We start from the raw sequence: 19,887 nt of genomic DNA, 5'->3' as shown, positions 1-19,887 counted from the left end.
GGCTGTGAGCCCGGAACCGGTCAAAGAGGTATCGGTCGCCGATGGCCCGGTCGCGTCGAAGGACGCGGCCGGCGTCGTTGATTTTGCCGATCTGCTGGCGCGCAAAACCGGCGCCAAATACATCTACAGCACCGGCAGGTTCCTATCGCGCCCGCCTGCCGGCACCGAGCTCGTTGCCTGCCAGGAATTGGCGGACGAGCGGATATTCTCAGGGCTGATCGACCGCTATGCCCTCCGCTACAGCGAAGCCGACCGGCGGGCGGTGGTCTCGATGTGGACGACGTATTATTTCAGCAGCCTGATGATCGGCGCTGCCGTCGCCTGGCTCGAACTGCGGCGCGTCCTGCCTTTGTCCCTTGATCGACTGAACCTCGCGGCAGACGCCGCCAGCGGAGAGCCACGGGCCTTCGTGTTTCCCGACTGGGGCCACGAGGAGGAGGGGGCTACCATACATGAAGCCCTTCACGGCCTTTTCCGCCTGCATGCCGAGCCGCTCATCCATGCCATTGCCGCAAACGCCGGCGTCAGCCGCAAGCTGATCTGGGCGAATGCGGCCGGCTATCTCAGCTGGATCGTCAGCGAGGTCGGGCGGCTGACAGATCCGGCGCTGGCTGTTGAGGGGATGGTCTTGCTCGACGAACCGTGCTGGCCCGACGGTTGGAAGAACCCGCTTTTCGGCATGATACGCCGGGAGTGCGGGGAAGATGGCGCCACCTTCGGCCGCCGCCGCGTCTGTTGCCTGCGCTATATCCTGCCGGGCGTTGCCGGCTGCGGCGCGGTCTGTCCCCTGCCGGAAGGCCGCAACTGACGGCGGTCAAGCCTTCTTTCGCAGCATCAGCATGAGGAACGGTGCGCCGACCAGCGCCGAAACCAATCCCGCCGGTATCTGGTAAGGGAAGACGACGGTGCGTCCCGCCCAGTCCGCCAGCACCATCAGTCCGCCACCGATCGCGGCTGCGCCGGCCATCTGCGGAAATGCCCGGACAAGCCCCGCTTCGCGGGCCAAATGCGGTCCCATCAGCCCGATGAAGCTCAAAGGCCCGACGCTCAGCGTTGCGGCCGCGCTCATCAGCCCGGCGAGGCCGAAAAGCGCCAGCCGCGAGCGGGTGAGCGGAAGACCGAGTGCTGTCGCCGCGTGGGGGCCGAGCGGCAGGATATCCAGCCAGCGGCGGGTCGAAAGAGCGAGGGCGATCAGCAGCGCCGCTGCTGCGGAAACGGTCACGGCGGTAACGCCATCGACATTGTAGGTCGAGCCGCTCATCCAGCGCATCAGGAACATGGCGCGCGGATCGCCACTTGCCGAGAGGATGCCGACCACGGCATCGACCATGGCGCTGAGCGCGATGCCCGCAAGCAGCACCCGTTCCGGCGCAAGCCCCGAGCGGGCGGCGAAGACAAAGATAATGCCGAGCACGATCAGGGCGCCAAGGGCGGCGGAACCGAGCTGGCTCGCCAGATCCGGGGCGGCCAGCGCAAAGACCGCGACTGTCACGCCGAAGGTCGCCCCGGCACTGATGCCCAATACCTCGGGGCTTGCCATTTCGTTGCCGGTGAGCCGTTGCAGAATGACGCCGGCTACCGCCAGCATCGCGCCGGAGGCGAGTGCCGCGAAAACCTTGGGCGCCCTCAGCATCAGGATTTCCCCGGCCGCTGCCGGATCCAGGAAGGCCCAGCCGCCGTCCAGCGCGCGGCCAAGGAACAGGCCGACCAGCACGATGATCGCAACGGCGGTAAGAGCCAGGAGGAGCGCCTTCGGGCCTGCGGCCAACCGGCCGCCTTGCCTCGTTCGGCCTTGCAGTACCCGGTGACGGGTCTTCAGCCGGGGCAGCAGCAGGAGAAGAAGCGGCGACCCGAAAACGGCGGTGACGGCGCCGGTCGGCAGGAAATCGGCCATGGCACCGGCGAGATATTGCACGGCCCCGTCGGCGAACCACAGCAGCGTTCCTCCCATAAGGCTCGACCAGACCAGAATCTCGACCGGACGCCGGGCGCCGGAAAGCCGGGCAATGGTCGGAGCGACAAGGCCGATGAAACCGATGACCCCGACGGCGCTGGTAACGAAGGCCGCAAGTGTCACGGCGGCTGCGACAGCGACGAAACGCAGTTGCGCGATGCGCAGGCCAAGCGCGGATGCGCCGGCTTCGCCGAGTTCCAGCAGCGAAAGCGGACGGATAATCAGCGCCGAAAGGATCGCGACGGCGGCAAGCTTGGGCGCCAGCGAAAGCGGTATGGACCAGCTCTGCTGGGAGAGCGATCCCGCGCCCCAGATGAACAGGCTGACGAGATAGCGCTCATTGAGCAGCATCAGGATTGCCGAGAGTGCGCCGCACCATAGGCTGATGACGAGGCCGGAGAGCACCAGGGAAAACGGCGAGAAGCCCCGCCGCACGCCGAGCAGGAAGACGAGAGCCGCGGCGATGGCACTGCCGGCGAGGGCGACGAGATCGCGGCCAAGGCCGAGCAAGGCGGGCGCAAAGAGCGTAGCGACCGCAAGCGCCAGGTTTGCGCCGGCCGAAATGCCGAGCGTGGTCGGCGAGGCGAGGGGATTGCGCAGCACCTGCTGGAAAAGCGCACCCGAAAGCGCGAGCGCCGAGCCCGCCAGAAGCGCTGTCGCCATGCGGGGCAGGGTGGAATAGAGGAGCACCATGCGCGTGACGTCGTAGCCGGCTGCAGGCGCGGCTTCGAGGGCCGGCGCGACCTGAAACCAGGCAATAGCTGCCGCCAGCAGCGCCATTGTAAGCGTGACGGACGCCGGCCCGAAAGGGAATCCTACCGATCTGCTGTTCATGAGCCGGATTCCAGCTTGCTGGTGATGAGGGAGGCGAGGCGCATGGCCTCGTTGACCATGCCGAACATCAGGGCGGCGGGAACCACCGAAAAATGCCCCGGCCGGGCGAAGGGCAGGGCCTGCCAGAGCGGGCTCTGGCTGAGCTTCGGCATGACGTCTGCGGGAACGGGCTCGAAGGCGATCAGTTGCGCACGGGGGTCTTCAATCCTCGACAGTTCCTCGATGCCGATGGCCTGAAAGCCCCAGTAGTTCGATCTTTCCTTCCAGGCGTTCTCGACGCCGATCTTTTCCAGCACGTCGTTGAACAGGCCGGGGGCGCCATAGATGCGGGCGTGGCGGGCGTCCATGAAATTGATGAGCGCCAGCGGGGGCGGCGACAGCGGCTCGAGCCTTCGGCGGCAATCGGCGAAGAAGGCTTCCGCCGCCGCAAGATAGCGCTCGCCCTCTTCCGCCCGACCGATGGCTTCGGCGAGTTTCCGGGTCGCCGCGATAGAGGCCGGCAGGATTTCCCCGCCTTCCGGGGTGTATATCGCCAGCCGCAGGACCGGCGCGATCTTTTCGAGCTTGGGAATGAGTGCGTCGAGATAGGGCGTGGCCAGGATGAGATCGGGCTTCAACGCGACGAGGACTTCGAAATTGACTTCCCAGGGGCTGCCGAGGTCGAGCACGCCCGGCGGCATTTCCGGTTCGACCATCCATATGTCCCAGTCGGCCAGCGAAGCGACCGCGGCCGGCGTGACGCCGAGCGAAAGCAGGGTGGAGGCGAGGCCGTAATCGAGGCTGGCGATCCTCGGCGTGTTGTTCGCGAGGACCGGCACGGCCGACATCGACAGCGCGCCGACCATCGCCCGCAGCAGGGTGCGGCGTCTGAGCGGAAACAACGAGCCTGGGTTTTCACGAAACATAGGCGAGCGGTATGCTGAGGGCCGGATGGGGCATCACGTCCATCGCGATGCCGTAGATGTTCTCCAGCGCTTCCCGCTGCAGCAGCTCGGCCGGCGTGCCGCCTGCGACCACTTTTCCGTGTTTCAGGGCATGGATGCGGTCACAGAAGCGGGCGGCCATGTTGATGTCGTGCAGCACGATCACGACGCTCAGCCCCTTCTCGCGCGAAAGCCGGCGAACGAGCGAAAGCACCTCCATCTGGTGGGCGATATCCAGCGCCGAGGTCGGTTCGTCGAGAAGCAGGCATTCACTGTCCTGGGCCACCAGCATGGCGATCCAGGCGCGCTGTCGCTCGCCGCCGGAGAGCGTCTCGACCAGCCTGTCGGCGAAGTCGTCGAGATGGGTAAGCGCGATGGCTTCCTCGACCTTCTGCCGGTCCCGGTCGGTGAAGCGCCCCAGCGCCCCGTGCCAGGGATAGCGTCCGCAGGCCACCAGTTCGCGCACCGTCATGCCGGCGCCGGCGCCGACGTCTTGCGGCAGATAGGCGACGCTGCGGGAAAAGGCGCGCGCATCGAAGGAGGCGGCGGGACGCCCGGCGTAATGAACCGTTCCGGAATTTTGGGTCTGCTGGCGGGCCATGATCTTCAGGAGCGTTGATTTGCCGGAGCCGTTATGACCCACGAGCGCGGTAATCTCTCCCGCGACAAAGTCCAGCGTCACGTCGGTCAGGATGGCGCGCCCCTCGAGGGTCAGCCCGACGGCTTCGACACGGAACGCCTGTCTGGATTGTTCCGTGTCTTGTGCGGGCCATTGGTGTCTCGTCATGCTCCGCTCCTTCGCAATTGCGCAACATCGGTTGTCACAGCGTTACTAAATATGATATTTCCAATCAAGTATATCTTTCCAACAACGCTACCAGCCCCGCCGGCCTGCCCCACGAGGAGCGGAATGAGTTATCTGCCCCGCATGAACAACCGCATCGACGGTTTCTCGGTCCTTCAGGGATTTCATCGCCGCTACTGGGACGGCATGGTGGCCGATCTCTGGAACGTCGACTGCGCGCCCGAGGCTGGCGGTTATTATGTCGGGCGCGATCCGCGGCTCTTTGCCGTGCTTGAGGCGCAGTTCGGCGCGGATGGTGATTTCACCATGGCGGAGCTCGGAACGGCTCCTCTTCGCGCTTGCCAGCGCCGCGCCATTTCCTTCATCCCGGCGGGCATGGAGATGCGCACCGAAATGCGCGGCATCCGGTTCCTGCGTCATCTCGACCTGCATTTCGACGTCGACGGGCTCACCCGCCGTTTCGGCGAAGATCTTTCTCCCCAGCTGCTGGAGGAGCCGCGGTTTCTCTGCGACGAAGCGCGCCTGCTGGCGCTTGCCGACCTGATCGCCGCAGAATGCGCCGCGCCCGACCCCTTGCATGGACTTTACGGTGACGGGTTGACGCTGGCTCTCCTGATCGACGTCTTGAAGATCGGCGCCGCCGTCGAGCGGCGGCGCTCCAAGCTGGCGGCATGGCAGTTGCGCAAGGCGACGGAATTCATCGAGGAAAACTGCCTGCGCGCCATTCGCCTGGACGAGCTTGCAGCGTTGACGGGTCTGTCGCCATCCCATTTCAGCCATGCCTTCAAGGCGTCCACCGGCCTGCCGCCGCATCGCTGGCAGATGAAGGTCCGCATGGTGCGCGTCAAGGAGTTCTTGCGCCGGCACGACATGTCGCTGACCGCGGTCGCCGCCGAAACCGGCTTTGCCGATCCCGCCCACTTCGCCCGCGTCTTCCGTCGTCAGGTCGGCGTATCGCCGTCCATGTGGCGCAAGGCAAACCTCGATTGAGAACGAGCATCGATCCACCGAGCGAAGTTTGACCAAATACGGTCAAGCGCGCGCAGGAACGGACAAGCAGGAAGAATAATCCTGATATAAATACTCATCTTATTTTCGACACTATTCGATCCGGCCGGGTGCAGGGCCTGCCGGTGTAACGGGGTATATCATGCGCAGACAAAGGGGATATCGCTCGAAGAGCAGGGCTTGGCGTGCGGGGGTTGCGCTGGCGATACTGGCCTGGCCGGCTGCCGCTGCCGCCCAGGACGCCGGCACGACGCTTGAAACCATCGTGGTCCAGGGCAAGAAGGAAAGCGCGACCGGTCCGGTCGACGGCTATGCTGCAAGCCGTTCCTCGACCGGTTCCAAGGCGGATACGCCGATTGCCGAGATCCCGCAGTCGGTATCTGTTGTCGGTCGTGAGGAACTCGACGACCGCGGTGTGACCAATAAGGTGGACGAAGCCCTTCGCTATACCGCCGGTGTCTTCGCCGAACCTTTCGGCGTCGATCCGGATACGGACTGGATCTATATCCGCGGCTTCGATGCGACACAGACAGGCGTGTTTCTCGACGGTCTCAGCCTCTATTCCTATGGCTTCGGCGGCTTCCAGATGGACCCGTTCTTCCTGGAGCGCGTCGAGGTGCTGAAGGGACCGGCTTCGGTTCTCTATGGTGCGGCCAATCCGGGCGGTCTCGTCAACATGGTGGGCAAGCGCGCGCTGGATGAAAAGCTGCTCTACACCGAAACCGGCATCAACAGCGACGGCAACGCCTTTTTCGGCTTCGATGCGGGCGATGTTCTTCAGGAGGGCGCATTCAGCTACCGCCTGACCGGCAAGATCTCCGGTGGCGACCAGTATACCGACTATTCCGAGGATTTCCGCGGCGGGATCATGCCGCAATTCACCTGGAAGCCGGACGAGGCCACCAAGCTCAACGTTTACGGTTTCTATTCCGCGCTCGATCAGGTGCATGTCGGCAACGGATTCTACCCTTACGTCGGCACGGTGGTCGAAGCTCCCTTCGGCAAGATCGACCCGAAGTCCTTCTATGGCGAGCCGGACATCGACCATGGCGAATACCAGCAGACCATGATCGGCTATGAGATCGAGCATGAGCTGGACAGTGGCTGGACGCTTTCCCAGAACGCCCGCTACGCCCATCTCAACAAGTACGAGAACGCGCCATATACTTACGGTTACTACGATTCCTCGACCGGCACCGGCTATCTCGAAGAACCAGTCGGCCCGGATTACCAGTTCTACCGCATCGGTTTCGAGGGCAAGTCAAAGGTCGACAGCTTCGTCATCGACAACCGGATCAATGGCGAATTCGCAACCGGCGGACTGGATCACGACCTGACCGTCGGGCTCGATTATAAATATTATCGTCTCGATCATGAGCAGGCCTGCTGCGGCTCGACGCCGATCAGTGTCACGGACCCGGTCTACGGCGCACCGCAGGGCACCAATTTCGTCTATCTCGACCAAGTTCTGACCCAGCAGCAGGTCGGCATTTATGCTCAGGACCAGATCAAGTTCGGCGGTGGCTTCATCGCCACGCTCAACGGCCGTTACGACTTCGTCAAGACGGAATCGGATGCGACCGTCGGCTATTCCTACTCATCCGACGACAAGGCGGCGAGCGGCCGTGTCGGTCTCGCCTACGAGTTCGCCAGCGGCTTCACGCCCTATGCCAGCGCCTCGACCTTCTTCAATCCCGTGATCGGTTCCAGCGCCACCGCGCCGATCAAGCCGGAAGAGGGCTATCAGGTCGAGGGCGGCTTCAAGTATGAGCCGACCGCATTCGAGGGCCTGTTCACGGCATCGGTCTTCCATCTGGTCAAGCAGAACTGGACCGTTACCGATCCGGCCACCTTCCTGCAGTCGCAGATCGGTGAAGTCACCTCCACCGGCATCGAGCTGGAGGCCAAGGTGCAGATCGCCGACGCCTGGAAGGCGACGGCGGCCTTTACCTGGCAGGATCTCGAAATGACAGAACATGCCGATCCGACCCTTGTCGGCAACAGCCCCTACCTCATTCCCGCTGTTACCGCTTCGGCCTGGCTCGACTACACGGTGCCGACAGGCGTTCTCGAGGGCCTGAGCGTCGGTGCCGGCCTGCGCTATCAGGGCGAGTCCTGGGCCGATTACGCCAATACGCTGAAGGTGCCGGACGCGCTGCTCGCCGATGCCGCCATCCGCTACGAGAAGGACGGCTGGGGCCTGTCGTTCAATGTCGCCAACCTGTTCGACAAGGAATATGTCAAGGGTTGCCAGGGCACGCTGACCTGCGGCTATGGCGAGGGACGCACCTTCACGCTTAAGCTCAGCAAGACCTGGTAATAAGGTCTGCCGTCTGATACTCAAAGCCGCCGGAACCCATTGGTTTCCGGCGGTTTTTCGTTTGCAGATGATGGTTTGGGAGAGGTCAGCGCCACATGCCGCGCATGCGGGCGCCGACGTCGATCCGCTTCTGTCGCTCGCCATGTGCGGCCTGCCCTTCGCCGGCGGCGGCAATTGGCCAGCTCACCTTTTCGAAATATTGCAGCAGCATGGCGGGAATGAAACGCGAGCGGGCGGCATAGACGTGACGGTCCCCTTGCGCGTTCTGGCCATGGGTGAAGAAGCGCTGCGGCGTGATGATATGCAGGCTGTCCTTGGCGCGTGTCATCGCGACATAGAGGAGGCGGCGCTCCTCATCGATTTCGTCGGTGGTGCCGACGCCGAGATCCGAGGGAATGCAACCGTCGACGCAATTCAGCACGAAGACCGATTTCCATTCCTGTCCCTTGGCGGAGTGGATGGTCGAAAGGATCAGGTAATCCTCATCGCGCAACGGTACGCCGGCCTGATCGCTGGTCGCATCGGGTGGATCGAGAGTGAGTTCGGTCAGGAAGCGTTCCCGCGACGGATAGCCGCCTGCGATCTGTTCGAGCTGCAGGAGGTCGGCCATGCGGGTCTCGGCATCCTCGTGAATGCGGCCGAGATGCGGTTCGTACCATTCGCGGACCCTGGCGATTTCTCCCGGCCAGCCGAGGCTCATGCCCCTCAGTTCCATGAGCATTCTCGTGAAGGCGCCCCATTCCTCGCCGCAGCGGGGCGGCGGGGGCATTTCGGCAAGCGAAATCAGCGGCTCCGGATCGGCGGCTGCAGTGTCGAGGATCTTGCCGGCCGTCTGCGGGCCGATGCCCGGCAATAGCTGCAATAGACGAAAGCCCGCCACTTTGTCGCGCGGGTTCTGGGCGAAGCGCAGGGTTGCCAGCAGATCCTTCACATGGGCGGCGTCGAGGAATTTCAGCCCGCCGAACTTCACGAAGGGGATGTTTCTCCGGGTGAGTTCGATTTCCAGTGGGCCGCTATGGTTGGAGGCACGAAAAAGCACGGCCTGCTGTTTCAGCGTCGTGCCGGTCTCGCGGGCCGCCAGCACCTGTTCGGCGACATAGCGGGCCTGATCGGCTTCGTCGCGCACACCGACCAGCATGGGACGTTCCTCGCTTGCCCGCTCGCTCCAGAGGTTCTTGGTGAAGCGTTCGCGCGCAAGGCCGATGACGCCGTTTGCCGCTGTCAGGATCGGCTGGGTGGAACGATAATTGCGGTCGAGGGTCACGACCTCGGCGGGCGGGTCGAACTGCTTCGGAAAATCGAGGATGTTGCGGATCGTTGCGGCGCGGAAGGAATAGATCGACTGGGCGTCGTCGCCGACCACGGTGAGGCCGGTGCCGGCCGGTTTCATCGCGGTGAGGATGGTCGACTGGAGCCGGTTGGTGTCCTGGTATTCGTCGACCAGAACATGGTCGAAACGGCCGCCGATCGCGCCGGCAAGATGGGGATCGGTGACGGCATGGGCCCAGTAAAGCAGGAGATCGTCGTAATCGAGCACGTTCTGCGCCTGCTTGGCCTCGACATAGCCGGCAAACAGCTCCTTCAACTGGCTCTCCCAGTTGCTGCACCAGGGAAAGGAGGATTGCAGTGCTTCCTTCAGCGGACATTCCGCATTCACGACGCGGGAATAGATCGCAAGACACGTCGCCTTGGTGGGGAAGCGGCTTTCCAGCTTAGAGAGGCCGAGCTGGTGACGGACAAGATTCATCAGGTCGGCCGAATCCTCCCGGTCGTGAATGGTGAAATCCGGGTCGAGGCCGATCTCGTAGGCATATTCGCGCAGGATGCGCGCGCCTATGCCGTGGAAGGTTCCGGCCCATGTGAGCGCATCCGTCAGGGTGGATGCGTCCTTCCCCAGCACCTGGCGGCAGATGCGTTCCACACGCGCTGCCATTTCGCTGGCAGCACGCCGAGAAAAGGTCATCAGGAGGATGCGGCGGGGGTCGGCGTCGTTGACAAGCAGATGGGCGACGCGATGGGCCAGCGTGTTGGTTTTGCCTGATCCGGCGCCGGCGATGATGAGAAGAGGTCCAGCGCCACCCTCGGGGGCGGGAATGCCATGGGAGGCCGCTGCCCGCTGCTGCTCGTTCAGGGCATCCAGATAGGCCGACGACGACGGCAGTGACGGGCTGGAGGTCATGCCCATCATGTGCCTCAGATCGGGCGATTCGGCAAGAACATAGAGCGAACTTTCACGATATTCCGGCAGCGCGCGCACCCGCCCACGCAAAGCGCTCTTTCGGCCGAATGCGCTTTTTTTAGCTCCGCCGTATTTTGGACAAAACACCGCCCAAATTTAAACTGAGACTGCTACGCACTTGGTTGGCGCGGTGCGCCAAAACGGTCCGGTCTGGCGCATTGACCCCTTACCCCCAGCCCCCCAATGCACCCGGGCCGGACCGGCCAAGGCAAAATCCTTCGAGAAGCTTCAGATTTTGGCCGGATCGATCATCATGGTCGCGCCGAGAATGCCTGCGGGCTCGCCCTGCGGTCCGGTGGACTGGAGAAGGATGGCGCAGCCGCTATTACCGTCCGCACCGATGAGCTTTGCCGGCAGCACGAGATCCAGCGGCTTGCCGTCCCACATTCCGACGGTCTGGACATCGGTGACGCTGTTCCAGTAGACCATCTTCTTGCCGACGTTCTCGCCCTTCAGGAGCTCCACCGTTTCCTTGCGGCGGAAATAGACCACCACCACGTCGGCCTTGCCGACCCCGGCGCCGATCTTGACCACGAGTTCGTCGCCCTTCTTTTCGGCCTCGACGGGAATGCTGATGCCGTTGCCGGTCTTTTCCAGCGCGTCGAGCTTCTGGTTGATCGCACCGACATCGGTGCCTTTCATATGGTCGCGACCGTTGAGGATGGCCTGGGGCGTATAGACGCCGCTGCGGCCGAGGCTGCGGGCATAGCCGTACTGGCGGGTGGTGTTTTCCTTCGAGGCGAGCGTGTCCGCCCAGCCCATGTAGTTCCAATAGTCGACATGATAGGCAAGCGCCACCACATCGCCCTGGCGCACCAGCGCCTCGAAGGCGCGGTCGGCCGGCGGGCAGGAGCCGCAGCCCTGCGAGGTGAACAGTTCCACCACGCCCTTCAGCGGCGTTCCGTCGGCCGAGAGCGCGGGCGCGGCGAGCGCCAGCGTCAGGAAAAGTGCCAGACCTTTGAACATGCCCCTGCTCATGGAGTGCCCCGTCGCGCGATCGGCGGCTCGCGGAGGGTGCCGCCGTCGATCTTTTTTTGTGCGTGTCGACACATAGCTCTTCCGGCGTTCAAGGCAAAGTCACGATGGGGTGAAACTGCCCGCCAATCGCGCCGTCCGGTGCCGGAATGACAAAGAAAACCGCCGGCCGACGAGGTTGACCGGCGGTTCTTGTCGTTGGAAGCCGTCCGGATCAGGCGGCGAGGTCGCGAAGAACGGTCTGCAGAATGCCGCCGTTCTCCATGTAGGTGACCTCGTCGAGCGTATCGATGCGGCAAAGCAGCGGGACTTCCTTCACCGAACCGTCGGCATAGGTGATCTTGGCGATCTTGGTCTCGCGCGGCTTGATGTCGCCTTCGAGGCCCTCGATGGTGACAGTTTCGTCGCCCTTGAGGTTGAGCGAAGCCCAGGTGGTGCCGTCTTCGAAGGTGAAGGGAACCACGCCCATGCCGACCAGGTTCGAGCGGTGGATACGCTCGAAGGACTGGGCGATCACGGCCTTGACGCCGAGCAGGTTGGTGCCCTTCGCGGCCCAGTCGCGGGACGAACCGTTGCCGTATTCGACGCCGGCGAAGATCACGAGCGGAACGCCCTCTTCCTTGTACTTCATGGCGGCGTCGTAGATCGACATCTCTTCCTTCGACGGATAGTGGATGGTGTAGCCACCTTCCTTGCCGTTCGGGCCGAGCATATGGTTGCGGATGCGGATGTTGGCGAAGGTGCCACGCATCATGACTTCATGGTTGCCGCGGCGTGTGCCGTACTGGTTGAAGTCCGCGACCTGGACACCGTTGTCGAGCAGGTAGGCACCAGCCGGCGAGGCGGCCTTGATCGAACCGGCCGGGGAGATGTGGTCGGTGGTGATCTTGTCGCCGAACAGGCCGAGGACGCGGGCGCCCTTGATGTCGTGCAGGCCCTCACCGGTCTTCTTCATGCCGACGAAGTAAGGCGGGTTCTGAACGTAGGTCGACTTGTCGTCCCAGGCATAGGTCTGGCCTTCCGGAACCTGCACGGCCTGCCAGTTCGCGTCGCCCTTGAATACGTCGGCATACTTCGATTCGAAGAGTTCGCGCGTGACGTATTTGTGGATGAACTCCTGCACTTCCGCAGAGGTCGGCCAGATGTCCTTGAGGTAGACCGGATTGCCGTTCTTGTCCTCGCCGAGCGGTTCCTTGGTCAGGTCCTTCTGGACCGAACCGGCAAGCGCGTAGGCGACCACGAGCGGCGGAGAGGCGAGGTAGTTCGCCTGGACGTCAGGCGAAATGCGGCCTTCGAAGTTACGGTTGCCCGAGAGTACACCCGCGGTGATCAGGCCCTTGTCGTTGATCGTCTTCGAAATTGCCGGCGGCAGCGGGCCGGAGTTACCGATGCAGGTCGTGCAGCCAAAACCGACGAGGTTGAAGCCGAGCGCGTCGAGTTCCTTCTGCAGGCCGGACTTGGCGAGATATTCGCCGACGACCTGCGATCCCGGTGCAAGCGAGGTCTTGACCCACGGCTTGGTCTTCAGGCCCTTGGCAACGGCGTTGCGGGCGAGAAGGCCGGCGGCGATCAGGACGCTCGGGTTCGACGTGTTGGTGCAGGAGGTGATGGCGGCGATGCAGACGTCGCCATGACCGAGATCGAAGCTTTCGCCTTCGACCTGGTAGCGCGTGGTAAGCTGACCCGGCTTCTTGTAGTCGCCTTCGAGGGCGGTTGCGAAGTTCGGGGCGATGGTTTCGAGCGGCAGTCTGCCTTCCGGACGCTTCGGGCCGGCCATCGAGGGAACGACGTCGCCGAGGTCGAGTTCCAGCGTGTCGGTGAAGACGAGCTGGGAGCCGTCATTGTCGCGCCACATGCCCTGCGCCTTGGAATAGGCTTCGACGAGGGCGATGCGGTCCTTGGTGCGGCCGGACATGTTGAGGTAGTTGACGGTTTCGGCGTCGATCGGGAAGAAGCCGCAGGTCGCGCCGTATTCCGGACCCATGTTGCCGATGGTGGCGCGGTCGGCGACCGGCATGTTGTCCATGCCCGGGCCGAAGAATTCGACGAACTTCGAAACGACGCCCTTCTTGCGCAGCATCTGGACGACGGTCAGCACGAGGTCGGTGGCGGTGACGCCTTCCTTGAGCTTGCCGGTGAGCTTGAAGCCGATGACCTCGGGCAGAAGCATCGAGACCGGCTGGCCGAGCATGGCGGCTTCGGCTTCGATACCGCCCACACCCCAGCCCAGAACGCCGAGGCCGTTAATCATGGTGGTGTGGCTGTCGGTGCCGACGCAGGTATCGGGGTAGGCGATCGTCTCGCCGTCTTCTTCCTTGGTCCAGACAGCCTGGCCGAGATATTCGAAATTGACCTGGTGACAGATACCGGTGCCCGGAGGAACCACGCGGAAGTTCTTGAATGCCTGCTGGCCCCACTTCAGGAAGCGGTAGCGCTCGCCGTTGCGCTGGTATTCCAGTTCCACGTTGCGGGCAAAGGCCTGGGGCGTGCCGAATTCGTCGACGATGACCGAGTGGTCGATGACGAGGTCGACGGGAACGAGCGGGTTGATCTTTTCCGGATCGCCGCCGAGAGCCTTGATGCCGTCACGCATGGCGGCGAGGTCGACGACCGCCGGAACGCCGGTGAAATCCTGCATCAGCACACGAGCCGGGCGGTAGGCGATTTCCGCTTCCTTGAGGCCCTTGTTGTTCAGCCATTCGGCAACGGCTTCGATGTCGGCCTTGGTAACCGAACGGCCGTCTTCGTTGCGCAGCAGGTTCTCGAGCAGAACCTTCATCGAGTAGGGAAGCTTCGAGACGCCGGCGAGGCCGTTGGCCTCGGCCTTCGGAAGGCTGTAATAGACATAGTCCTTGCCGTTGACGGTGAGCGTCGAACGACAATTGAAGCTGTCGATGGATTTGGACACGGATATGAACCCCGCTTATTCTGATAGCCTACACGTTCGTGCGGACGCCTATGCACTTCATGCACATCAGGATGCGGGTGCGACCATTTCCGCTGTCCGCCCGTGAAAATTGCCTTTCGCAATCATCAAGTTCGGCACAAGGATGAACTTCACGCCGGCCGCTGGCGTGGTTGAAACCCATATAGATAATTTCTAAGAAAGGTGCCAGACCAACGAATGGCGAATTGAGACAATTTTTTCGACAGGCAGCCGGGATGGTTGCCGGAAAGCGAACGGCATGCGGCTCACTGCCGAAAAGCTCGCCGCCAGGCGGGGTGAAGACCTGATTTTCGTCGACATTTCCTTCGAGTTGCATGCGGGCGAGGCGATGGTGCTGACCGGCCGCAACGGTTCGGGAAAATCAACATTGCTGCGGGTGGTCGCCGGGCTTCTGAGGCCGGACCGTGGCAAGGTCGAGTTCCTTTTCCGGGATGGCGAAGAAACGCGCCCGGCACGGGAGGCGAGCCATTATCTCGGCCATCGCAACGCCATGAAGCAGGAACTTACCGTCCGCGAAAATCTCGCCTTCTGGCGGGATTTCCTCGGCGACACCGAAGGCGGGGCCGGCCTTTCCGTGGAAGAGGCGGCCGAATCCGTCGGCCTCGGCAGCATCGCGCATCTGCCCTACGGCTATCTTTCCGCCGGCCAGCAGCGGCGATTCGCCATGGCCAAGCTCATCGTCGCCCACCGGCCGGTCTGGATTCTCGACGAGCCGACGGCGGCGCTCGATGCCAGCGCAGACGAAATGTTCGCCGGTCTCGTCCACGTCCACCTCGCCAAGGGTGGCATCGCAATTGCCGCTACCCACCAGCCGCTCGGCCTTAAGAACGCTAAGACGCTGGTGATGAAGGGGTTCGAGTATCACGAGGCGGAGGAAGTTTCGTGATGTGGCTTACACCCCTCTGCCCCGCCGGGCATCTCACCCTCAGGGCAGAGTGGGGTGCGGTCGGCGGAATGGTCGAAAATGGAGTTTCCGCATGATCGCCCTTTTCTTCCGCGACCTCAAACTCTCGGTGCGGGCGGGCGGCGGCGCGCTGATCGGCGTCCTGTTCTTCATGACGGTCGTCGCTGTCATCCCGTTCGGGGTCGGACCGGATCTCAACCTCCTGTCGCGCATCGGGCCGGCCATCGTCTGGATCGGGGCGCTGCTTGCTGCCCTTCTCGGGCTTGACCGCCTGTTCCAGGCGGACCGCGACGACGGGTCGCTCGATCTGATCCTGATGCAGGAGACGCCGCTGGTCTTTACCGTCTTCGTCAAGTGTCTGGCGCACTGGACCGCCACCAGCCTGCCCCTGGTCGCTGCTTCGCCCTTGCTCGGCCTCTTCATGAACATGAACGAGGTGGCGATCGGTGCGGTGATGTTGACGCTTCTCGTCGGATCACCGGCGATCACTTTTATTGGAGCGGCCGGTGCCGCCGTTGCCGTCGCATTGCCCCGCGGCGGACTTCTGGTATCCATTCTGGTGCTGCCGCTGGCCATTCCGGTACTGATCTTCGGGGTTAGCGCCTCCTATGCGGCGGTGGAGGAGCCGGCCCCATTTATGCCGCCGTTCCTGTTTCTGATTGCGATCACGCTGTTCTTCGCTGTGATCGGTCCGCTTGCCGCCGCTCTGGCGTTGCGCAATGCGTCCGATTGACCCGGATCAATTGCAGACGACCCTCTCTCAGGTTAGAAGCATTCCATGAACGACACGAGCCTTGCCATTTCGAAGTTCAGCGATCTTGCCAACCCGACCCGGTTCCTGGCGCTGGTCGCCCGTGTCCTGCCGTGGTTTGCCTGTCTGACCGCCACGCTCCTTGCGGTCGGGCTCTATCTGAGCTTCACGACCGAGGGCGACTATCAGCAGGGCGAGACGGTGCGCATCATGTATGTGCATGTGCCGGCAGCCTGGCTTTCGATGATGTGCTATTCGGTCATGGTGCTTTCGGCGATCGGCACGCTCGTCTGGCGTCATCCGCTTGCCGATGTCAGCCACAAGGCCGCCGCTCCGCTCGGGGCCGCCTTCACCCTGATTGCGCTTATCACGGGTTCTCTGTGGGGCAAGCCGATGTGGGGAACGTGGTGGGTCTGGGACGCGCGGCTCACCTCCGTCTTCGTGTTGTTCCTGATGTATCTCGGCCTCATCGCCCTCAACCGGGCGATGGACGATGCGTCGAGAGCCGCGCGCGTGAGCGCCGTGCTCATCCTCGTCGGTTTCGTCAACATCCCGATCATCAAGTTTTCTGTCGAGTGGTGGAACACGCTGCATCAACCGGCGTCGGTGATCCGGCTCGACGGGCCGACCATCGATCCGGAATTCCTCTGGCCGCTGCTCATCATGGCGGTCGCCTTCACCATGCTGTTCTTCACGCTGCACCTGATGGCCATGCGTAACGAGATCTGGCGCCGCCGGATCGCGACGCAGCGGCGCATGGCGGCTCGCATGGCGGGCCGGGAGGTTTCTCCATGAGCCATGCCTTCTATGTCTACCTGTCCTATGGGATTGCCGGCCTGATCGTTCTTGCGCTGATTGCGTGGGTCTGGCTCGACGGCCGCGCCCGCCAGGCCGAACTGAAGGTTCTGGAAGCTTCCGGCCTGCGCCGTCGCAGCGCCGGCGCAGCAAGCAAGGCCGAGGACGCCGCGCAATGAGCGAACCTGCCATCGAGGAAAAGGCAAGCAAGGGCATCGGCCGATATGCACTGGCGCTCGTTCCGCTCGCGGTGTTTGCCGTCATCGCCGGTACGGCCGCCAAAATGCTTTACGAGCAGGACGTCAACGGCAAGAATGTTTCCGATATTCCCTCGGCCCTGATCGGCACCCGTTCGCCGGTGCTCGACCTGCCCGCCCTCGACGGTTCGAACACGGCGCCGCTGACAACGACCGCCATTTCCGGCAGGCTGACGCTGGTCAACGTCTTCGCCTCATGGTGCGTGCCCTGCCGGCAGGAGCACCCGATCCTCAAGGAACTCTCGAAGGATCCCCGTCTGAACGTGGTGGGCATAAACTACAAGGATAAAAACGAGAACGCCCTGCGCTTCCTCGGTGAACTCGGCAATCCCTACAAAGCGATCGGCGTCGATCCGAACGGCAAGGCCGCAATCGACTGGGGCGTTTACGGCATTCCGGAAAGCTATCTTGTCGCCGCCGACGGCACGATCCTGTACAAGAAGGTCGGACCCTTCGATCCGCAATCGTTGGAGAACGGCCTCTTCCCGGCCATCGAAAAGGCGCTGGCCGCGGCCGAGGTCACGACGACGAAATGATGCGCAGTGTCGGCGTTTCCCCGGATACCTTTCCTTCCATGACCACCTTGTTGCGGCCGGCGCGTTTCGCCTCGTAGAGACAGGCATCGGCGCGGGCGATTGCGGCGTGGACGGAATAATCGCTTTTCGCCTGGGCGGCGATGCCGAAGCTTGCGGTTATCTCGCAATTGAAACCGTCATTCTCCCAGGCGTGGGCGGCAAAGGCCTGGCGTAGCTTTTCCGCGATTTCCCCTGCCGCCGCCGGCACTTCCTCCGGCAGAAAGGCGACAAATTCCTCACCCCCGAACCGGGCGAGAATGGCTTTGCGGGGCATGAATTGCGTGAAGAGCGCCGCAAAACCGGCAATCACGGCGTCCCCGGCGGCGTGGCCGAAGCGATCGTTCACCTGCTTGAAGTGATCGATATCGCCGATGACAATGGTGCCGGCCAATCTTCCTGCCGGCATGGAGTCCATCGCCTGTTCGAAGCCCCGGCGGTTGAGAAGGCCCGTCAGGGGATCGCGGTAGGCGGCATATTTGTAGCGCTGTATGAGGTCGTCGACCAGCGTGCCAAGCACCGTCAGCGCCAGCAGGAAAGCGATCACTCCGGCGCCGAGCTGGATGTAGAAGGCGTAGGCCGAACCGAGGAAGGCGTCGAGGGTCCCCACATCGGAGGACGAGGTCATCAGGATCAGGACGGCCACTCTCGTGAAGGTCTCGACCACGACGAGGCCGACCATGAAGACCAGCAGGCGGTCCATGGGACGACGCGGAGCGCGGGCGACTTGAAACACCGGCACGATCAGCAGCAGGGCGATGCTGGTGTCGCCGAGGATCAGTTCAGCCCGCAGGTCTTCCTTGAGGATGATGACGGCGGCAATCGCCACGAGCGCGATGCCGGCGAAGGCATAGCGCGGAGCGCGGTAATGTCTTTCCCCGAAACGGGTGAGCAGCGCATCTCCGAAAAGACAGAAGGCCGCGAGGAACAGGGCGTTTGCAACAATGGCCTGGGCCTTGAAGGACAGCACCTCCGGTGGCAGCAGCGGTATGGAAAAGCCGGCCGCCGCCGACAGGAAGCCAAGTCCCCAGAAGGTCGCGGAACCGGCGGCCCAGAGACGTGCCGACAGGAAGACCGCTCCAAAGACCGTCATGAAGAAAGGCAGGAGAAAGGCGAAATTGTCGGTCATGTCCATACGCACCCGCGCCAGTCGGCGACCGGGCGGTTTGTCCGTCCGATCGGCGGGAACCCAGCAGACGGAAATCTGCGCCGCGGCTCCCGGGTCAAAACAGGGGTCGGCGCGCTAGCCGTGGCGCGCCTCGTGCTGTTTGTCCGAAAAGCCTAGCAACCTTTTCTTAACAAAGTCTCGCTCTTGACGATCGTCAAGAAATTTCAGCCGCCCTGCCACGCGCGGACCGCATCCAGCGGCCAGACGAGCATCAGCACGTTGAGGGTGAGGTTGTCGCGGATCAGCCAGCCGGTGAAGAGTTCGAAGGCGATGGCGATCACGACCGTCAGCCAGACGGGCGCACGGGCGGCGAAGAGGAAGCCCAGCATCATCGCGACCGTATCCATCGCCGAATTCAGCACGCTGTCGCCGGTATAGCCGATCGCCATGGTCTCGCTGCGGTAGCGATTGATGATGATCGGAGAGTTCTCGAGGATTTCCCAGGCTGCCTCGATGATGACTGCAAGCGTCAGGCGGGCGCCGAATGAGCCCCGGCGCAGTACCGCCCAGCCGAGCAGGTAGAAGAGGAAGCCGTGAATGATATGGGAGGGCGTGTACCAGTCGGCGATGTGCTGGGAATTGCCTGGTGTGTTGACGCCGGGTTCGAAGAGCTTGACGTAGCCGCATTCGCAGATCGGTATGCGCCCCATGCCGAGCAGCACGACGATCTGGGCCAACAGCAACAGGCCAGCGACGATCAGCCAGAAGCGGGTGGAACTGTTGCGTATTTCGAGGTTGCCGGCGCCCGTCGTCATTTCGTCTTTCCTTCCGTGTCCTGCTCGACACCATGACGCATAATCAGCGGCATCTGGGCGAGGGTGAAGAGGATGGTGATCGGCATGGTGCCCCAGACCTTGAAGTTCACCCAGACATCGTCGGAGAAGTTGCGCCAGACGGCTTCGTTGAGCACGGCGAGGAACAGGAAGAAGATGCCCCAGCGCAGGGTGAGCTTCTTCCAGCCTTCCTCATCGAGCTGGAAGGCGGCGTTGAACACATAACCGAGCAGCGACTTGCCGAAGAAGAGGCCGCCGAGCAGAACCACGCCGAACAGCGTGTTAACGATGGTCGGCTTCATCTTGATGAAGGTCTCGTCCTGCAGCCAGATCGACAGCGAGCCGAAGACCATGACCACCACGCCCGAGACGAAGGGCATGACCGGCAGGTGCCTGAAGACGATCTTGGAAACGATCAGCGATGCAATCGTCGCGGCCATGAAGAGGGCGGTCGCGATCAACAGCGGTCCGCCGACTGCGGTCAACGCCGGGAAGGTTTTCGCCAGCCATTCGCCGCGCAGGTTGCCGAAGAAGAAGACAAGCAGCGGGCCAAGTTCGAGCGCCATCTTCAGAAGCGGATGGTGACGCTCCTCGGTGGTCGGCTGGGTATCGCTTTCGAAGTTGTTCATTGAGATGTCCGTTTGTAATCCCTGGGCTTCGGC

The 19,887-nt window shown here is 63.0% G+C and carries 17 protein-coding genes; 8 read left to right on the top strand and 9 right to left on the bottom strand.

What is annotated here, in order from left to right; all coding sequences use genetic code 11:
• Positions 1-4 precede the first annotated feature (4 nt).
• The gene (gene fhuF / locus ACLBKR_RS18115; protein WP_414899909.1) at positions 5-808 is read left to right on the top strand and encodes a siderophore-iron reductase FhuF; all 804 of its coding nucleotides are present in this window, start codon (positions 5-7) and stop codon (positions 806-808) included.
• Positions 809-814: 6 nt separating this feature from the next.
• On the opposite strand, the gene fhuB is transcribed toward fhuF, so the two are convergent.
• Genes fhuB through ACLBKR_RS18100 form a run of 3 tightly spaced genes read right to left on the bottom strand, consistent with a single transcriptional unit; the run spans position 815 to position 4,498 of the window.
• Entirely contained in the window at positions 815-2,788 is a 1,974-nt protein-coding gene (gene fhuB / locus ACLBKR_RS18110; protein ID WP_414899907.1) for a Fe(3+)-hydroxamate ABC transporter permease FhuB, read from the bottom strand.
• A complete protein-coding gene (locus tag ACLBKR_RS18105) occupies positions 2,785-3,693 on the bottom strand; it encodes an ABC transporter substrate-binding protein (RefSeq protein WP_414899905.1) in 909 nt (302 codons plus the stop codon). The genes fhuB and ACLBKR_RS18105 overlap by 4 nt, the downstream gene beginning before the upstream one ends.
• Positions 3,683-4,498 carry an ATP-binding cassette domain-containing protein gene (locus ACLBKR_RS18100; RefSeq protein WP_113447499.1) on the bottom strand — a complete coding sequence of 272 codons (816 nt, stop codon included), beginning with the start codon at positions 4,496-4,498 and terminating at the stop codon, positions 3,683-3,685. The genes ACLBKR_RS18105 and ACLBKR_RS18100 overlap by 11 nt, the downstream gene beginning before the upstream one ends.
• A gap of 123 nt (positions 4,499-4,621) precedes the next feature.
• On the opposite strand from ACLBKR_RS18100, the gene ACLBKR_RS18095 reads away from it, so the two are divergent.
• Both ACLBKR_RS18095 and ACLBKR_RS18090 read left to right on the top strand, forming a co-directional pair.
• Complete coding sequence (locus tag ACLBKR_RS18095; protein ID WP_113447498.1) at positions 4,622-5,506, top strand: helix-turn-helix domain-containing protein; 885 nt, start codon at positions 4,622-4,624, stop codon at positions 5,504-5,506.
• Between the two features lie 160 nt (positions 5,507-5,666).
• The gene (locus ACLBKR_RS18090; protein WP_113486270.1) at positions 5,667-7,844 is read left to right on the top strand and encodes a TonB-dependent siderophore receptor; all 2,178 of its coding nucleotides are present in this window, start codon (positions 5,667-5,669) and stop codon (positions 7,842-7,844) included.
• An 85-nt stretch (positions 7,845-7,929) separates the two neighbouring features.
• Here ACLBKR_RS18090 and ACLBKR_RS18085 read toward each other — a convergent pair whose 3' ends face one another.
• From ACLBKR_RS18085 to acnA, 3 genes are all read right to left on the bottom strand, one after another.
• Complete coding sequence (locus tag ACLBKR_RS18085) at positions 7,930-10,023, bottom strand: ATP-dependent helicase (RefSeq protein ID WP_113447543.1); 2,094 nt, start codon at positions 10,021-10,023, stop codon at positions 7,930-7,932.
• Between the two features lie 288 nt (positions 10,024-10,311).
• Entirely contained in the window at positions 10,312-11,049 is a 738-nt protein-coding gene (locus tag ACLBKR_RS18080; protein ID WP_113447496.1) for a DUF1223 domain-containing protein, read from the bottom strand.
• A gap of 223 nt (positions 11,050-11,272) precedes the next feature.
• A complete protein-coding gene (acnA, locus tag ACLBKR_RS18075; RefSeq protein ID WP_113338078.1) occupies positions 11,273-13,966 on the bottom strand; it encodes an aconitate hydratase AcnA in 2,694 nt (897 codons plus the stop codon).
• Between the two features lie 277 nt (positions 13,967-14,243).
• On the opposite strand from acnA, the gene ccmA reads away from it, so the two are divergent.
• From ccmA to ACLBKR_RS18050, 5 genes are all read left to right on the top strand, one after another.
• Entirely contained in the window at positions 14,244-14,891 is a 648-nt protein-coding gene (ccmA, locus tag ACLBKR_RS18070; protein ID WP_113447495.1) for a heme ABC exporter ATP-binding protein CcmA, read from the top strand.
• 91 nt (positions 14,892-14,982) lie between these two features.
• Positions 14,983-15,642 carry a heme exporter protein CcmB gene (gene ccmB, locus ACLBKR_RS18065; RefSeq protein ID WP_112830602.1) on the top strand — a complete coding sequence of 220 codons (660 nt, stop codon included), beginning with the start codon at positions 14,983-14,985 and terminating at the stop codon, positions 15,640-15,642.
• Positions 15,643-15,687: 45 nt separating this feature from the next.
• Positions 15,688-16,455, top strand: coding sequence for a heme ABC transporter permease (locus ACLBKR_RS18060; protein WP_113447494.1), 768 nt, complete (start codon positions 15,688-15,690; stop codon positions 16,453-16,455).
• Positions 16,452-16,634 carry a heme exporter protein CcmD gene (gene ccmD / locus ACLBKR_RS18055; RefSeq protein WP_113443158.1) on the top strand — a complete coding sequence of 61 codons (183 nt, stop codon included), beginning with the start codon at positions 16,452-16,454 and terminating at the stop codon, positions 16,632-16,634. The genes ACLBKR_RS18060 and ccmD overlap by 4 nt, the downstream gene beginning before the upstream one ends.
• On the top strand, positions 16,631-17,248 hold the full coding sequence (locus ACLBKR_RS18050; protein ID WP_113447493.1) for a DsbE family thiol:disulfide interchange protein: 618 nt from the start codon (positions 16,631-16,633) through the stop codon (positions 17,246-17,248). The genes ccmD and ACLBKR_RS18050 overlap by 4 nt, the downstream gene beginning before the upstream one ends.
• Here ACLBKR_RS18050 and ACLBKR_RS18045 read toward each other — a convergent pair.
• From ACLBKR_RS18045 to ACLBKR_RS18035, 3 genes are all read right to left on the bottom strand, one after another.
• A complete protein-coding gene (locus ACLBKR_RS18045; RefSeq protein WP_414899899.1) occupies positions 17,232-18,413 on the bottom strand; it encodes a GGDEF domain-containing protein in 1,182 nt (393 codons plus the stop codon). The genes ACLBKR_RS18050 and ACLBKR_RS18045 overlap by 17 nt on opposite strands.
• A 203-nt stretch (positions 18,414-18,616) precedes the next feature.
• Positions 18,617-19,207 carry a DUF2585 domain-containing protein gene (locus ACLBKR_RS18040; RefSeq protein WP_112830597.1) on the bottom strand — a complete coding sequence of 197 codons (591 nt, stop codon included), beginning with the start codon at positions 19,205-19,207 and terminating at the stop codon, positions 18,617-18,619.
• Entirely contained in the window at positions 19,204-19,854 is a 651-nt protein-coding gene (locus ACLBKR_RS18035) for a septation protein A (RefSeq protein WP_113338083.1), read from the bottom strand. Before ACLBKR_RS18035 ends, ACLBKR_RS18040 begins: the two co-directional genes overlap by 4 nt.
• Positions 19,855-19,887 lie beyond the last annotated feature (33 nt).

The sequence above is a fragment of the Paenirhizobium cremeum genome (genome assembly GCF_047553425.1).
Lineage (GTDB): Bacteria > Pseudomonadota > Alphaproteobacteria > Rhizobiales > Rhizobiaceae > Allorhizobium > Allorhizobium cremeum.
Note: the sequence above shows the minus strand (reverse complement) of the source record. Positions and strands in the feature narration are given on the sequence as shown.

Coding starts and splice junctions, on each gene's coding strand:
- ACLBKR_RS18095 (WP_113447498.1), top strand. CDS start 4,622: ATGAGTTATCTGCCCCGCATGAACAACCGCATCGACGGTTTCTCGGTC.
- ccmD (WP_113443158.1), top strand. CDS start 16,452: ATGAGCCATGCCTTCTATGTCTACCTGTCCTATGGGATTGCCGGCCTG.
- ACLBKR_RS18105 (WP_414899905.1), bottom strand. CDS start 3,693: ATGTTTCGTGAAAACCCAGGCTCGTTGTTTCCGCTCAGACGCCGCACC.
- ACLBKR_RS18060 (WP_113447494.1), top strand. CDS start 15,688: ATGAACGACACGAGCCTTGCCATTTCGAAGTTCAGCGATCTTGCCAAC.
- ACLBKR_RS18085 (WP_113447543.1), bottom strand. CDS start 10,023: ATGACCTCCAGCCCGTCACTGCCGTCGTCGTCGGCCTATCTGGATGCC.
- ACLBKR_RS18045 (WP_414899899.1), bottom strand. CDS start 18,413: ATGACCGACAATTTCGCCTTTCTCCTGCCTTTCTTCATGACGGTCTTT.
- ACLBKR_RS18090 (WP_113486270.1), top strand. CDS start 5,667: ATGCGCAGACAAAGGGGATATCGCTCGAAGAGCAGGGCTTGGCGTGCG.
- ACLBKR_RS18100 (WP_113447499.1), bottom strand. CDS start 4,498: ATGACGAGACACCAATGGCCCGCACAAGACACGGAACAATCCAGACAG.
- ccmA (WP_113447495.1), top strand. CDS start 14,244: ATGCGGCTCACTGCCGAAAAGCTCGCCGCCAGGCGGGGTGAAGACCTG.
- ACLBKR_RS18080 (WP_113447496.1), bottom strand. CDS start 11,049: ATGTTCAAAGGTCTGGCACTTTTCCTGACGCTGGCGCTCGCCGCGCCC.
- ACLBKR_RS18050 (WP_113447493.1), top strand. CDS start 16,631: ATGAGCGAACCTGCCATCGAGGAAAAGGCAAGCAAGGGCATCGGCCGA.
- ACLBKR_RS18035 (WP_113338083.1), bottom strand. CDS start 19,854: ATGAACAACTTCGAAAGCGATACCCAGCCGACCACCGAGGAGCGTCAC.
- ccmB (WP_112830602.1), top strand. CDS start 14,983: ATGATCGCCCTTTTCTTCCGCGACCTCAAACTCTCGGTGCGGGCGGGC.
- fhuB (WP_414899907.1), bottom strand. CDS start 2,788: ATGAACAGCAGATCGGTAGGATTCCCTTTCGGGCCGGCGTCCGTCACG.
- ACLBKR_RS18040 (WP_112830597.1), bottom strand. CDS start 19,207: ATGACGACGGGCGCCGGCAACCTCGAAATACGCAACAGTTCCACCCGC.